This window comes from Bacillus sp. Au-Bac7, from assembly GCF_021341655.1.
In the GTDB taxonomy this organism is placed as follows: Bacteria; Bacillota; Bacilli; order Bacillales; family Cytobacillaceae; genus Niallia.
Genome location: NZ_JAJTTG010000025.1, coordinates 31,927 through 43,370, shown reverse-complemented (window position 1 = coordinate 43,370; position 11,444 = coordinate 31,927). Strand labels below are relative to the sequence as shown.

The 11,444-nt window shown below is 33.8% G+C and carries 21 protein-coding genes and 1 rRNA gene; 8 read left to right on the top strand and 14 right to left on the bottom strand.

The window, feature by feature from the left end:
- The first annotated feature begins 251 nt into the window (after window positions 1-251).
- Window positions 252-863: a hypothetical protein gene (locus tag LXM54_RS26700; protein WP_233319235.1), complete on the top strand. Its 612-nt coding sequence runs from the start codon at window positions 252-254 to the stop codon at window positions 861-863.
- Window positions 864-878: 15 nt separating this feature from the next.
- The gene (locus LXM54_RS26695) at window positions 879-1,433 is read left to right on the top strand and encodes a hypothetical protein (protein WP_233319233.1); all 555 of its coding nucleotides are present in this window, start codon (window positions 879-881) and stop codon (window positions 1,431-1,433) included.
- A gap of 198 nt (window positions 1,434-1,631) precedes the next feature.
- Here LXM54_RS26695 and LXM54_RS26690 read toward each other — a convergent pair whose 3' ends face one another.
- The 3 genes from LXM54_RS26690 to LXM54_RS26680 are packed head-to-tail and all read right to left on the bottom strand — an operon-like array spanning window position 1,632 to window position 3,933.
- Window positions 1,632-2,060: a hypothetical protein gene (locus tag LXM54_RS26690; RefSeq protein ID WP_233319231.1), complete on the bottom strand. Its 429-nt coding sequence runs from the start codon at window positions 2,058-2,060 to the stop codon at window positions 1,632-1,634.
- Window positions 2,061-2,072: 12 nt separating this feature from the next.
- A complete protein-coding gene (locus LXM54_RS26685) occupies window positions 2,073-2,666 on the bottom strand; it encodes a replication-relaxation family protein (RefSeq protein WP_233319229.1) in 594 nt (197 codons plus the stop codon).
- Window positions 2,602-3,933 carry an FtsK/SpoIIIE domain-containing protein gene (locus LXM54_RS26680; protein WP_233319227.1) on the bottom strand — a complete coding sequence of 444 codons (1,332 nt, stop codon included), beginning with the start codon at window positions 3,931-3,933 and terminating at the stop codon, window positions 2,602-2,604. The genes LXM54_RS26685 and LXM54_RS26680 overlap by 65 nt, the downstream gene beginning before the upstream one ends.
- A 277-nt stretch (window positions 3,934-4,210) precedes the next feature.
- On the opposite strand from LXM54_RS26680, the gene LXM54_RS26675 reads away from it, so the two are divergent.
- Window positions 4,211-4,423 carry a helix-turn-helix domain-containing protein gene (locus LXM54_RS26675; RefSeq protein WP_233319226.1) on the top strand — a complete coding sequence of 71 codons (213 nt, stop codon included), beginning with the start codon at window positions 4,211-4,213 and terminating at the stop codon, window positions 4,421-4,423.
- Between the two features lie 3 nt (window positions 4,424-4,426).
- Window positions 4,427-4,786, top strand: coding sequence for a DUF4064 domain-containing protein (locus LXM54_RS26670; protein ID WP_233319224.1), 360 nt, complete (start codon window positions 4,427-4,429; stop codon window positions 4,784-4,786).
- Between the two features lie 30 nt (window positions 4,787-4,816).
- Here LXM54_RS26670 and LXM54_RS26665 read toward each other — a convergent pair whose 3' ends face one another.
- Window positions 4,817-5,077 carry a YolD-like family protein gene (locus tag LXM54_RS26665; protein WP_233319222.1) on the bottom strand — a complete coding sequence of 87 codons (261 nt, stop codon included), beginning with the start codon at window positions 5,075-5,077 and terminating at the stop codon, window positions 4,817-4,819.
- A 2-nt stretch (window positions 5,078-5,079) separates the two neighbouring features.
- Window positions 5,080-5,298 carry a hypothetical protein gene (locus LXM54_RS26660; protein ID WP_233319220.1) on the bottom strand — a complete coding sequence of 73 codons (219 nt, stop codon included), beginning with the start codon at window positions 5,296-5,298 and terminating at the stop codon, window positions 5,080-5,082.
- A gap of 114 nt (window positions 5,299-5,412) precedes the next feature.
- Here LXM54_RS26660 and LXM54_RS26655 point away from each other — a divergent pair, with 114 nt between their 5' ends.
- The 3 genes from LXM54_RS26655 to LXM54_RS26645 are packed head-to-tail and all read left to right on the top strand — an operon-like array spanning window position 5,413 to window position 6,398.
- On the top strand, window positions 5,413-5,694 hold the full coding sequence (locus LXM54_RS26655) for a DUF1827 family protein (protein ID WP_233319218.1): 282 nt from the start codon (window positions 5,413-5,415) through the stop codon (window positions 5,692-5,694).
- 14 nt (window positions 5,695-5,708) lie between these two features.
- Window positions 5,709-6,038 (top strand): YolD-like family protein, encoded by a 330-nt coding sequence (locus LXM54_RS26650; RefSeq protein WP_233319216.1) that lies wholly within the window; start codon window positions 5,709-5,711, stop codon window positions 6,036-6,038.
- Between the two features lie 3 nt (window positions 6,039-6,041).
- The gene (locus LXM54_RS26645; RefSeq protein WP_233319214.1) at window positions 6,042-6,398 is read left to right on the top strand and encodes a hypothetical protein; all 357 of its coding nucleotides are present in this window, start codon (window positions 6,042-6,044) and stop codon (window positions 6,396-6,398) included.
- Between the two features lie 360 nt (window positions 6,399-6,758).
- Here LXM54_RS26645 and rrf read toward each other — a convergent pair.
- Window positions 6,759-6,869 (bottom strand): 5S ribosomal RNA (rrf, locus tag LXM54_RS26640).
- Between the two features lie 162 nt (window positions 6,870-7,031).
- Window positions 7,032-7,220: a hypothetical protein gene (locus tag LXM54_RS26635; RefSeq protein ID WP_233319212.1), complete on the bottom strand. Its 189-nt coding sequence runs from the start codon at window positions 7,218-7,220 to the stop codon at window positions 7,032-7,034.
- A 425-nt stretch (window positions 7,221-7,645) separates the two neighbouring features.
- On the opposite strand from LXM54_RS26635, the gene LXM54_RS26630 reads away from it, so the two are divergent.
- Complete coding sequence (locus LXM54_RS26630; protein ID WP_233319210.1) at window positions 7,646-8,341, top strand: hypothetical protein; 696 nt, start codon at window positions 7,646-7,648, stop codon at window positions 8,339-8,341.
- Window positions 8,342-8,392: 51 nt separating this feature from the next.
- Here LXM54_RS26630 and LXM54_RS26625 read toward each other — a convergent pair whose 3' ends face one another.
- The 7 genes from LXM54_RS26625 to LXM54_RS26595 form a co-directional block, all read right to left on the bottom strand.
- Window positions 8,393-9,298: a peptidoglycan-binding protein gene (locus LXM54_RS26625; RefSeq protein ID WP_233319208.1), complete on the bottom strand. Its 906-nt coding sequence runs from the start codon at window positions 9,296-9,298 to the stop codon at window positions 8,393-8,395.
- Window positions 9,299-9,430: 132 nt separating this feature from the next.
- Window positions 9,431-9,670 carry a phage holin gene (locus tag LXM54_RS26620; RefSeq protein WP_267913497.1) on the bottom strand — a complete coding sequence of 80 codons (240 nt, stop codon included), beginning with the start codon at window positions 9,668-9,670 and terminating at the stop codon, window positions 9,431-9,433.
- 11 nt (window positions 9,671-9,681) lie between these two features.
- Window positions 9,682-9,951 carry a hemolysin XhlA family protein gene (locus LXM54_RS26615; protein ID WP_233319204.1) on the bottom strand — a complete coding sequence of 90 codons (270 nt, stop codon included), beginning with the start codon at window positions 9,949-9,951 and terminating at the stop codon, window positions 9,682-9,684.
- 117 nt (window positions 9,952-10,068) lie between these two features.
- On the bottom strand, window positions 10,069-10,311 hold the full coding sequence (locus LXM54_RS26610; protein ID WP_233319202.1) for a hypothetical protein: 243 nt from the start codon (window positions 10,309-10,311) through the stop codon (window positions 10,069-10,071).
- 86 nt (window positions 10,312-10,397) lie between these two features.
- The gene (locus LXM54_RS26605) at window positions 10,398-10,577 is read right to left on the bottom strand and encodes a hypothetical protein (RefSeq protein WP_233319201.1); all 180 of its coding nucleotides are present in this window, start codon (window positions 10,575-10,577) and stop codon (window positions 10,398-10,400) included.
- Window positions 10,577-11,053, bottom strand: a complete 477-nt coding sequence (locus LXM54_RS26600) for a hypothetical protein (protein WP_233319199.1) — start codon at window positions 11,051-11,053, stop codon at window positions 10,577-10,579. Before LXM54_RS26600 ends, LXM54_RS26605 begins: the two co-directional genes overlap by 1 nt.
- Before the next feature lie 53 nt (window positions 11,054-11,106).
- Complete coding sequence (locus LXM54_RS26595; protein ID WP_233319197.1) at window positions 11,107-11,430, bottom strand: hypothetical protein; 324 nt, start codon at window positions 11,428-11,430, stop codon at window positions 11,107-11,109.
- Window positions 11,431-11,444 lie beyond the last annotated feature (14 nt).

The following is an 11,444-nucleotide window of genomic DNA, read 5'->3' as shown; positions in this document are numbered from 1 at the left end:
TCCTCTATCTATAAAAGACATATAAATTAATAAGATTCTAAAATAGAACTTATAACATAATTCCCATATAGTTTCTTTAATAAGAACATTTAATTGTATTTTGTTCTCTTTAAATGTATATTCCCAAAAAAATTTAACATTTTTTCCGAAAAAATATTATTTTCAGACAAATTTCTACAATTTTATCATAATTAACATGATATATGTATTTTGTAACAAAAAAATACATATATTAGGAGTGTTTACAAATTATGAAAAAGATAAGTTTAATCGCCACTTCGCTTTTATTAGGTACTTCAGTTTTAATATCTCCAATTACTCTAGCATATGCAGAGGGATCAGACGTAGTAGTGGAATCTGAGGAAACATTAACAACTCCAATTGAAAAGGATTTTAAAAGCTATTCCACTAGTACTCCTGGTTCTGCTTCAGCTCTTGCAGTAGATTACTCAGGTACTTATTACCAAATGTCAGAAAAAAAGACATATAATAAAGTAGAATGGTCAGGTTCTTATACTAACGGAGGGAAAAAAGACGATACTGTAAGTAGAAAGGTAACCAGAACAAAATTTGCAAATGGAAAAGCAGGTATTACTGCGGAATCTAAGGTTAACTATAAACTGATTCAAGGAAAAGTAGCTATCAATGGGGAAGGTTCATGGGGAAAATCCACGTCAGTTGAAACAAATAACACATGGACACTTGAAGGTAAATCAACAACTACAATTGAATATGGTTCTAAAGCTGTACATACAAAAGGAAGTATTGTTAAATATAATCGAGGTAAGTTAGTTAGAAAAGACCCTGTTGATGTAAAATATAGTTATCAAGAGTACTCTGTAAAAAAAGTTAAATCACTCTGAAATGAGGAATAATTAATGCTAAAAAGGATTTTATCGATAAGTTTTATATTAATTGTCCTAAGTGTAACTTTATTAGGATGCGATAAAACTACATCAAAAAGTACTGAAAACAACCAAAAGGAAGACCCATCCTCTGAAACAACAAATAGTATATCTGCAGATGATCTTACTGGAGAAAATATTGCATGGGAACCTTTAAATATAGAAAGAACAACTAAAGGGTTAACTTTTAATATTAATGTAGGTATTCGGGACAGTTATATTGAGAAATTGTCAAAGATGAATAGTAATTGGTATGTAACCATCTCTGATAAATCTTCTACACTGACAGATATACTGGACCCTAAAAGTCCGCCTATCCCAGTTAAAATTAATCTTGATTCACCTTTAAAAAAGGATACAAATAAAAATATTTACTCCGTTAGTTTAAATGGTGGATTAATAGAAAACTTATCGGAAAATCAGCTTAAATTAGCATTAGATCCTGCAAATTATAAATTAGATATACTTAATGAAAAGCAAGAAGTTGTTGGTATATTTTATGATATAAATAAACCATGGTCTTTTTAAAAGTTATTATTCTAATCATTATCACCAAGGTAAAAGCCCACTCAAATCGAGTCGGGCTCCTTTTTTAATACTTTTCAAGTACTAATTACCTCTAGTTTACCTATGCCCTTCCTAAGTATCCGTTTTTAAAATTAGTCGCTCTCAAAGCTTATCTGTCTTTATAGAAGTACTCCTTCACCTATAAAAGACATACAAATTTTATACAGCATTACCTATCTGTTTTAAAACGCTTAGAATTAAAGGGGATATTTGAATTAACACATAGCCTAATCCGGCATTTTGAATTGTGGACCAAGCCTTTTCACTATTACCTAACATGAAGAAGAAACAGCCTCCTACAATTATTACTGATGCAATAGGAAAGGATAGGGCAACCAGAACATCGACTAATGGATCTAAGGCATGAGCTAATGCGGATATAGTCTGTTCCCCCATCCATTCTTTTGCACTGGCAGGTACTGCTTCAACATTACTTGCTGCAAAAGCGGGTTTCGCCATAACTAAAGGAATTGCAATGGAAGTCCCAATCCTTCTAACAACCTTACCTACATTCACTTTATTCTTTACTTCCTTTTTCTCCTTTTTATAGCTACCTGACATGAAATCGTTAAATGCTATTGTTTGCATTCTAATCACTCCTCATTTAATGTCTTCAATCGTGTAAACAACACAAGGTATATCCTTACACAGTTCTTTTAGTTGTTTCTTTCTTAACTCAGTTGTAGTCAACCATATAAGTTTAGGGAAATATCCAAAATGCTTTGATAAGTGGCCCGCCTTATATAAAGCAGCATAATTTTTTATTTTCATTCTATTTTCTTTCATCTTTTGAAGGGAGTCCACTTCTAAAAAATGATACTTCCCACCAGCCTTAAACCAAGTATCTGTATAAATAGTGGTGATGCCATCGCTCACTTTAACTTCGTTAGCCCATTCTGTGGGAAACTTAGCAAAGATATAGAAATCATTTCGCATGATTGTGTGATTAACAAAAGGGTTTTTCCGTCTAACCTTATTAGAATTTATATAGGCTCTACCTTCAGCATTTAAGTAATAAATCGTGGAGTATTCTTCTCGATAACTTTCTAAGTACGGAGACAATTCTTTTAGTATTCGGTTCGTATTGCGTATCTTTCCAAGCCTGTGGATAGTCTGCAGTTGATCACGATTAAGAAAGTCCAGTTTTTTCAATGATAATAGGATTTGCTCTTGTCTCTTGTTCAATTGCTTCAACTGGCTTCACCTCTTTTATGTGTGGTTCTATGGTGGATTCAATAATATCTGTTTCTGTTAATGGAACTTGAACAATAATTTTGTTATCTGCAGTCTGATAAATGGCACGACCTTTTATTTGCGGCAGCTGCTCAGCACCAGGGCCATCTAGGACAACATTCGAAGCTGTGGAAGATTGTACTCGAAAACATAACTTAGCATCACTGTTTTGTTTGCATTGCCGCGGAATAACATCACCCGTTGGATATTGGGTTGCTAAGATTAAACGGAATCCTAATCCGGCTCCTAACCTCGATATCTGACTCATGTATTTTTGACATTCTTCTTTGATAGTCTTTTCACTTTTGTGAATGAGGACACCATTCTCTTTTACGTCTTTTTTATCTACTGCCTCATCAGGATTAAGCTCCCCTACCTCATCGATTATGATAAAATGCCTTTCTGGTATCCCTGCTTCCTGTACATTCTTCTTTCCGACGGCTCTTAGTCGTTCCTGCATTCTTCTCATTTCTTTATAAGCATTAGATAAGACTGCCAGGGCTTGCTCAGGTTCATATGCAATGTTCACTGTTTGCTTAACATTTTCATAATCACATAATTCCACTCCGCCCTTTAAATCCACAAGGTGAAGCTTTACTTGCTTGGGTCGCTGCTTAATTAGAGAAACAATAATTCCGTTTATTAAATTAGATTTTCCATACCTAGTTGCACCACCTAACACAAAGTGTGGGATTTTTTCAAAGTCATGTAGAATCCTTTCGTTTTTCTCTCTTGTTATACCAATAGGTACAGCCCACTTTTTTCCTTCAAACATATCCACCAAAGTTGGCAATGGCTCTTCATAAACTCTAACTACTAACAAGCCATCATAAGATAATTCTATCTCCTTCTTCTCTGTTAACTTTTTTTGATACAAGCTTCTAATGTTAGAAATGATTTGTTTATCTAATTTAAGTTGTTTTAAATCGCCTAATTGTATTTTCACCTTTCGTGTGTTTAAGCCGGCTTCAATTACCTGCTGTTTATTGAGATAGTCTTCAAAGCTCCGTCCTAAAGGAATGCGATATTTGTACTCTGTACCCCAGGAGTAATTTCTTTTTTTCATCTGCTGTGCAGTTAATGTCTGAGTGCCATCTTTTACATTTAATCCAGATAGAGCAAATATTTTATTTAATTTCTTGGAATCATTCCCTAATCCAGTTTTTGAAAAATGCGCTTGAAGTGCAAGGCTTCCCATCAATAAAGTTGTGATTGTTTCAAAAATCATAATATCCTCCTTCCACACGCCACCTCTTTATAGATTCTTAAGAATCTATCCCATCGATCTAGCATTTTAAATATAGGGATTCAGCCTTTGATATGTAGGCATCTGGCATATGCCCGAACTAGCTACTAGGGTGGCATTTCATCTGGTATAGTAAATGGTATGGAATCAGGTATAACTTTATGACAGTAATCATGAATTTAAAGTTCACTTTTTTTGTCATTAAAGAACATAAAGGATAAAACAAGCATAGAATAGAATTACTATATCGGGTGATTATATGTTAATCTGTCATTTGGAAAGTAAAATTAAAGAAAGTGGTCTTAGGAAGAGTTTTATCGCTGAACACATAAATGTGACGGTTAGGCAGTTAAGAAAATATGAAACTATGGACAGTATAGCTCCAATAGATAAAGCCTTTATGTTGGCGGATATTTTAAACTGTGATTTTGAAGATATTTATGAATGGAAAAAGGTTAATAAGGAGGAATAATAATTGAATAGAACTACAGAATACACATTATCAATGGTTGCAGCTATACTTTTAACTATTGCATGGATTATAGGAGCTATCGTTGCTTTTGTTTTAGGTTTTGAACCAGTAACGGATAATACCTCCATGTTCTTTTTTTATTATTTATTTACATACTCACTTATTTCTTTACCGCTGGTTATCTTGATTTGGGTGTCGACATTTAAAATTAAAAAAAATAGCCAAAAGTGGGGAATATTCACGCTTGTAATGGGCGTACTTTATACGTTTTCTGTATACGTTGTTCCAGGTGTACTTTTATTAATCGCTGGTATATTGATGGTAACGAAAAATAATCGTGACAAAACAACAATCCAAGCATAAGAAAAAGCCCTTCTCAAATGAGTTGGGCTTTTAAACTCTCTGAACATATAAAATATCCATAAACTTAACTTTAATTGTTTCAGTAAAATTTTCTATATGTATTAATTTTGTATTACCATCCATCTTAACTACTTTACCTCTTACAGGATCTTCTCTTTTCCACACAGTTAGTCTAAGTTCATTCTTTTCCTCTAATGCTTCGGTTAAGGTATTTGCAATATCCTCTAATTCAAACTCATCTCTTGTTGGTCTTGCTGGTTTTTTAACCTTCTTAGGTTTTGCTAATTCCATAATTACGCACCTCTCCTTACTTTCCGTGCCGGTCCAATTGATAAAACACTGGTTAACTTAAAAGTCCGTTTCTGTTTACGAGTAAAGCAATATGCACTAAAGGACTTTTCATTCACTTTAATAACCTGAATCATACGCTGACTGAATTCTCCTTTATTGTTTTGGTAAATCATTTCTAAAACCTCGTTGCTTTCTACAGCTCTTTTAAGTAAACCTTTCATCAATAAGACCTCCCTTTTGAGATAATTATATACGAACAATTGTTCTAAATCAATATTGAATACGAACAATCGTTCTGTTATCATTTATACAGAAGTTGATTGAGGAGGGATTCGATGAAGTTCAAAGAAGTAACGTATGAATCAAATGAAGTAATCAGTGTTATAAATAATAATGATGATTCAATTGATACAAAAGTATATTCAAACAATGATACATGTATTATCTATAGTACTGATTATCGAGTACAACATTTAACTATCTCTAATCCAAAAAGAAAAGTTAAAGACAGTGAAATTAATTATGCCTTATTCCGAATCATGAAAGCTAAGCTTGAAGATGTGCATATCTTTATGACAAGAACTGGGGTTATCCATATACACAAACGATTAGTTTAAGGGAGATAGATGTCGTGATTAGGGACCGTGGGAATATAAAATGGACAGCAATAATGCTCCCAGAACATGTTGCAGCAGTAAAACAGGAGTTAATAAACCTTGAGAAAGTAAAGAAACCTATTTTGGATGAGGATAGGTTAGCTGAAATTGAAATGCTGATACATGAAGGAATGGAGTATAATTACTTGCTGGAGTTTAAATTATTCAAGAAAGGATTTATTGAGTCCATAATCGGCCATACACACTTTATTGATTACATAAAGAAAGAGTTTAGGATAAAGGATAAGAATGATTTGATTCATAAAATTCCATTTCAAATAATTGTGGATGTCCAGAAGGTGTAAGCTATGACAAAAATTTTGGATGAAGATCTAAAATTGGTGGAGCAATCCATTTATTTACCTTTAGTCCTTTCAGTATTAGAACACGACCGAAAGGTTACTGAAATAACCGCATTTAAGATTAAACTTGTGTACTTAGATTTAATTGAGCACACTATGTTGAAGGTTCAAAAAGATTTGAAGAAAATCAATGATGAAATGAGAAAACTTAAGATGAAAGTTATTCGAGGACATAATGATGGGACTTTCACAGAATACGATATTTACTACAAGGGATATCATGAGGCGCATCGCTTTTTTAATGCCAATTTAAAGAATAACACGCAGAAATTATTATCTTATTACTTACATAGGGAAATGTAATGATCATCCAATTTTTTATAGGTAGAATTTTTCAAATTATGTATATGGCAAACATGACAAAGTAACTAAACGTTTCTTTAATCAAGAATTGTGGTTTACTTTAATACATTTATTGGCTATACTAAAGGTGGCTACGAAATAACAATTTCGGATAGTTGTTATTTGTCAAGTTAATTAGAATCCAGCATGAAATTACTGTAATTGGGCTAAATGATTTTTAGCGCAAACGTGGTGAAAAACATGCTCCACACTGATGACATCTAAAGATGCTAGCTTTAGTGACATCTAGACGTGTGAATGATCAAAAAAAGGACCTCCGGCATGTCCAACCGGATAAGTCCTTTTTTTTTATGTTTTTTGTAATGGCAATTACCTACCCTCGCTGAAACATCAACTACTATCGGCGCAAAGATGCTTAACTTACGTGTTCGGAATGGGAACGGGTGTGACCATCTCGCTATCATCACCATTACTCTCTCAACCCAGCAACTACACAAGATATATGTTCTTCCTTATTCCCCCAAGTTTTATGCTTAGCGTTCAAATAAATTCACGGTTGTCCCGGCCGGAATTTTCATTTACCTGTACATAGTGCTCGTCCACTTAGATAATATCAAGAGAAGGAATTACATATTAGGATTGAAAAAATTGCTTAACCAATGCTGCACCTATCTGATACGCGTACCAGATTACCATTAATACATTGGCACAAATTTGTGTCCAATGGGTTTTCGGCTTTTCTAAGTTGTTTTGACGGTTAGTGGCTACACCTTCCGCCTTCTGGTTATATTTGTTGCTTAGTTTTCGGATAATTTTGTTCAAGTTGTTGTCCTCCAGTTAATTAATGTAATTTGACATGGAGGAGGAAAGAATAACCAAGCTCATTTAATATACCATTTTATTTCAAAAATGTCTCAAAAACATTAAAAAATGATAAAATCAAGCTATTATTAATATTAAAAAAATCAATTAAGCTATTAAAGTACTATTAAAAATGGCACGGTTTTGCAAACTAATTGGAAAAAAATTCAAAACACAAAAAAATATAAGAAAGTCGTACTACATTCGCATTTTTTATTAGTAATAATTTACTATTCGAATTTTTATTCTCCACCTATTGACAAATTTTATATTCCCAAACACAATCCATTTGTCTAATAATTCATCAAATTTCTAAAATATTTTATTTTTCCATATTATTCCCTCATAATATATTTTATAATTTTCTAATAAAGGAGGTGAATAATATGTTAGAAGAAGTAAAATACCTACAATCAAGCGCAAATAATTTATTGAATGAAATCAAAGATAATTATGATGCTTATATTAGAAAGCAAGAAATTCCCTTTGAACTTAAGGATAAGATCAGGGAATTTTTAAGTAAAATAAATGACTCTTTGGATTATCAAGCTTTTATAGTATTTTCTAAGTACTGTGAAAAACATGTACCAGAAGATAAACTAGAAAACAAAAAAGGACAAGTTCACTTCCCTTGTCGTGACACAGAAAATGCATTCAAAAATGTTATAAAGAAACGCTTTCCTAAGTTAATCGAAGAACGTTCTGAAATTGTTGAATTATTTAAAAGTGTACAACCAATAGAAGAAGCAAATTGGTTAAAATATTTAAACAAATTAAATAATAATAACAAGCATAGGTTCTTAACAAAACAGAGAAAATCTACTAGTACTCATATCCGTAATGGAAGAATCGGTAATACACAACTTAAGAATGTTACGTTTACAAATTGTGGTGTAGCACCAATTAAATTTGGGGATGAGAATATTGATTTTATAACACCGAGCCCATATGATGTTTTCTTTGATTTCAATACTACTGTGACTTATTTCTTCGAAGAAATTAATCAACCTGTTGGTCCAACATTGGAATTAATTTATGATGAAGCATTTAAGTTCACAACAAAAATGGAAAAGTTATTATAACTATGCTTTTATGCCCAACCTTAATATGGTTGGGCATTTAAAAATTATTTTTTATGATGAAAAAAACTTCGCAAAAGTATTTGGCCCAGCTTCACCATCTACTCCAATACCTTTATCTTTTTGAAAAGCCATCACTGCATTTTTGCAGCCTTTACCGTAAATACCATCAAATCCTTCAGCATCATATTTGTGGAAGTAAAGCATTCCTTGAACAAGTCGAGTCCACTTATCCCAGTCAGTACCCGGCACAACCACAGGACACGCTGCTTTTGATTTCTTTCCAAAAATCCCGTCAATTGATACACTAGCAAAGTATTGGAAAACACGAATAGCAGCAGTCTTTGTTTTTGGACCTGAGAAGCCGTCCACAACAAGAGCTTTGAAGTTTGCCTTTTTTGTATAGCCATTAAGGAAGCTTTGAAACTTCTTGATGTTTGCATCTGTGCCTGTACTTGGCTCTGTGACAATAACAGAATCAACCTTTGTTTCTTCTGGGTTAACTGTTATTTTCCCTGTATATTCAAGATGTGGATTATCAACAAATCCTTTCCAGTCACCTCCCCAAGCAAACCCCATTGATTTTGCTATAACAGCTACGCGTTTCCAGTCACTATTTACTACCCAATAATCCTCAGTTGCTGTCTTGTTTGTCAAGCAGTAGTCAACTGCGATACCTTTCGTATGGTTGGACTCTGAACCAATTGCATTTGTTACTTTATCTTCGTTTGGCTTTCCTTCTACACCATACACACCCAAAGTACGAAGTTGTGCTGTCGTACGGCCTTTTGCAAAGAGTTTATTTTGCTCTGCTACTGAACGATACCCAGACGTGATGAGAACATAAATACCTTCAGCATAAGCCCTTTCAATGATATCTAATACCTTTTCTTTTACAATTGCTTTCATCCCTGAACCCATTCGCTCAATAGCTTCTTGCTTCAATTTTTCTACACTCATTATTTATTCCTCCTTAGTATTTTTCGTTAAATAAAATGTCTTGATCTGCTGTATCTACCTTGCTGAAGAACCATTTGATTTTCTTTAACACTGCTGCCACCTCCAAATAAAAAAGGCCCCATTTTAGGAGCCTTACTTGTTCTTAGCTAAATTGTGTGCGACCAATAAATCCTTTTGCTTCTTACCTTTTGCTGTGATGTAGTTGTTTTTAAACCATGCAATAGCAGCCGTTATAAAAGTGAATACTGCTGATAGGAAAGCTGTCTGCTCCTCAGCCGTTCCAGGTATTTCGTATAACCCAAAGCTCACCAAGAATTGATTGATTAAAGCTATAAATAATACAATTGTTCTAATGACTGTTCCTTTATCCATATGAACCACTCCTATTTCTGTAATAAGCCATAAAAAAGAGCGATTGCTCCGCCAATTACTCCGGTGCAAACCGCTGTTATCAATGCTGCTGTTATTGTCCTTTTAATCCAAGTTGTGTTCTCTTCAATCTTTACTAATTGCTTTTCAATAAAATCAATTTTTCCACTCTGCTTGTCTTGCTCCCTCTGGATGTCCCTTACTTCTTTTGCTAAGATGTCAAACTCCGCCTTACTTGCAAATTCTTTATTCAATGGTGATTGCACCTCCGTTTCCACAGACATTGCTATTTCCCCCTTTTCTCTCTTTGTACACCTCAATCACCTCCTTTTGATAATGAAAAAGGACTCTCGATGGAGAATCCTTTGAAATAATCAGTTTAGTTGCTTTATAGATGATAATTACCATTTTCCAAATAAATCTTTAATTGAATTACGAATTTGTTCTTCAGTAATGCCGCTAGTATACACAATGTTTGTATCAGTATTATAAGAACGACTAGGTACTGCTTGTACAAAAGCATTACTATTCTCTAAATTAAATGCTCCTTGAAATCGTACGTTATCATATTCATTATCAAAACTTACAGAACAAACATTTCTCCCATAATAATCTGAAAAACCTTTAAAAACCATATCTGGCATGTACATACCCTCCCTTCTATTGACAATATCTTCATCATAACAGAGAGAAGGAAAATATATAAAGATATCGTACTAAGGAAAGCCGTTTATTTTAAATAAAGAACTAAATCATCATAAGCGAATGAATTATAAGCAATATTATGCTCATTAAAGTACTGTCTAACAGCATCAACTAATCCCGTTGGATTATCTTTTGTTACTGGATTGTGCTCCCAATCCTCCTGTTTTAAAGCCCATTCAATTGCTTGTGGTGTTTCTTCCGGCATTATGCACTCACCCCCTCTACCCAAGCACTTATAGATCCGCTTGTCGGTGCAGTAGCAAAAGCAAAATCTATTTGAATATTTTGCAACGGTTCAGTTAATGCAGGTATATCCGCAATAGTGATTGTTCTCGAAGACAGCGGCTGCACTACTGCGCTTCCTAAAGAAACTGTTGCTGTTCCAGCTTTGTTTCTGACTTTTAAATAAATCGTACAAGCCTGGTTGTGTGAATTAGTAACATGGATGTATTTTCGGCCACTAACATTACTAATATTAACTATTGGTGATGATTGCTGAGTTGTTGACGTTACAGCTACAGCAGTTATTAAGCTAGTCTCTATTACTCCTCGTCCACCCAAAGTTATCCCAGCTAGTATCGATTTTGAAATTGTATCTATTGCATCTGCAGTGTTAATTACCTTATCTCCCTCACCTAAAGCACGCCCCGATTTCGGTGCCATTTTATCAACTAGCTTCATATGTCTCCTCCATTCTTTTACATAAAAAAAACACACTTCATATGAAGTGTTGATTACTCAATTACATCTATAGCATTGGCGAACTCAGCCAAGGATTTTATATGAGCATATCCTTGGGCATAGAAGTTGTCTCCGTTTGTGGAGACATCAGGAACAAAAGAATAGTCCTTGTTCATTAGTACTGGACCATTTGCATCTTTCTGAAAAGATACAGTGATAGTTAATAATTCTTTATCACCACGTAAGGAATTAATCTTGACGTAACCGTTAGTTACTTGATAATCCTCCGTGCTAATATAAGACTGTATCCTGTTGTCATTCTGAAAGCTGGCTAATTCAGTACCAGCTGGCAATGTATAATTGGCTAGGATGGCCATTCTATTCCCCCTTT

What these genes read in the sequence shown, in the direction of transcription:
- LXM54_RS26700 (WP_233319235.1), top strand. Translation starts at nt 252, where the DNA reads ATGAAAAAGATAAGTTTAATCGCCACTTCGCTTTTATTAGGTACTTCA.
- LXM54_RS26695 (WP_233319233.1), top strand. Translation starts at nt 879, where the DNA reads ATGCTAAAAAGGATTTTATCGATAAGTTTTATATTAATTGTCCTAAGT.
- LXM54_RS26690 (WP_233319231.1), bottom strand. Translation starts at nt 2,060, where the DNA reads ATGCAAACAATAGCATTTAACGATTTCATGTCAGGTAGCTATAAAAAG.
- LXM54_RS26680 (WP_233319227.1), bottom strand. Translation starts at nt 3,933, where the DNA reads ATGATTTTTGAAACAATCACAACTTTATTGATGGGAAGCCTTGCACTT.
- LXM54_RS26675 (WP_233319226.1), top strand. Translation starts at nt 4,211, where the DNA reads ATGTTAATCTGTCATTTGGAAAGTAAAATTAAAGAAAGTGGTCTTAGG.
- LXM54_RS26665 (WP_233319222.1), bottom strand. Translation starts at nt 5,077, where the DNA reads ATGGAATTAGCAAAACCTAAGAAGGTTAAAAAACCAGCAAGACCAACA.
- LXM54_RS26660 (WP_233319220.1), bottom strand. Translation starts at nt 5,298, where the DNA reads ATGAAAGGTTTACTTAAAAGAGCTGTAGAAAGCAACGAGGTTTTAGAA.
- LXM54_RS26655 (WP_233319218.1), top strand. Translation starts at nt 5,413, where the DNA reads ATGAAGTTCAAAGAAGTAACGTATGAATCAAATGAAGTAATCAGTGTT.
- LXM54_RS26645 (WP_233319214.1), top strand. Translation starts at nt 6,042, where the DNA reads ATGACAAAAATTTTGGATGAAGATCTAAAATTGGTGGAGCAATCCATT.
- LXM54_RS26630 (WP_233319210.1), top strand. Translation starts at nt 7,646, where the DNA reads ATGTTAGAAGAAGTAAAATACCTACAATCAAGCGCAAATAATTTATTG.
- LXM54_RS26625 (WP_233319208.1), bottom strand. Translation starts at nt 9,298, where the DNA reads ATGAGTGTAGAAAAATTGAAGCAAGAAGCTATTGAGCGAATGGGTTCA.
- LXM54_RS26620 (WP_267913497.1), bottom strand. Translation starts at nt 9,670, where the DNA reads ATGGATAAAGGAACAGTCATTAGAACAATTGTATTATTTATAGCTTTA.
- LXM54_RS26615 (WP_233319204.1), bottom strand. Translation starts at nt 9,951, where the DNA reads ATGTCTGTGGAAACGGAGGTGCAATCACCATTGAATAAAGAATTTGCA.
- LXM54_RS26610 (WP_233319202.1), bottom strand. Translation starts at nt 10,311, where the DNA reads ATGCCAGATATGGTTTTTAAAGGTTTTTCAGATTATTATGGGAGAAAT.
- LXM54_RS26605 (WP_233319201.1), bottom strand. Translation starts at nt 10,577, where the DNA reads ATGCCGGAAGAAACACCACAAGCAATTGAATGGGCTTTAAAACAGGAG.
- LXM54_RS26600 (WP_233319199.1), bottom strand. Translation starts at nt 11,053, where the DNA reads ATGAAGCTAGTTGATAAAATGGCACCGAAATCGGGGCGTGCTTTAGGT.
- LXM54_RS26595 (WP_233319197.1), bottom strand. Translation starts at nt 11,430, where the DNA reads ATGGCCATCCTAGCCAATTATACATTGCCAGCTGGTACTGAATTAGCC.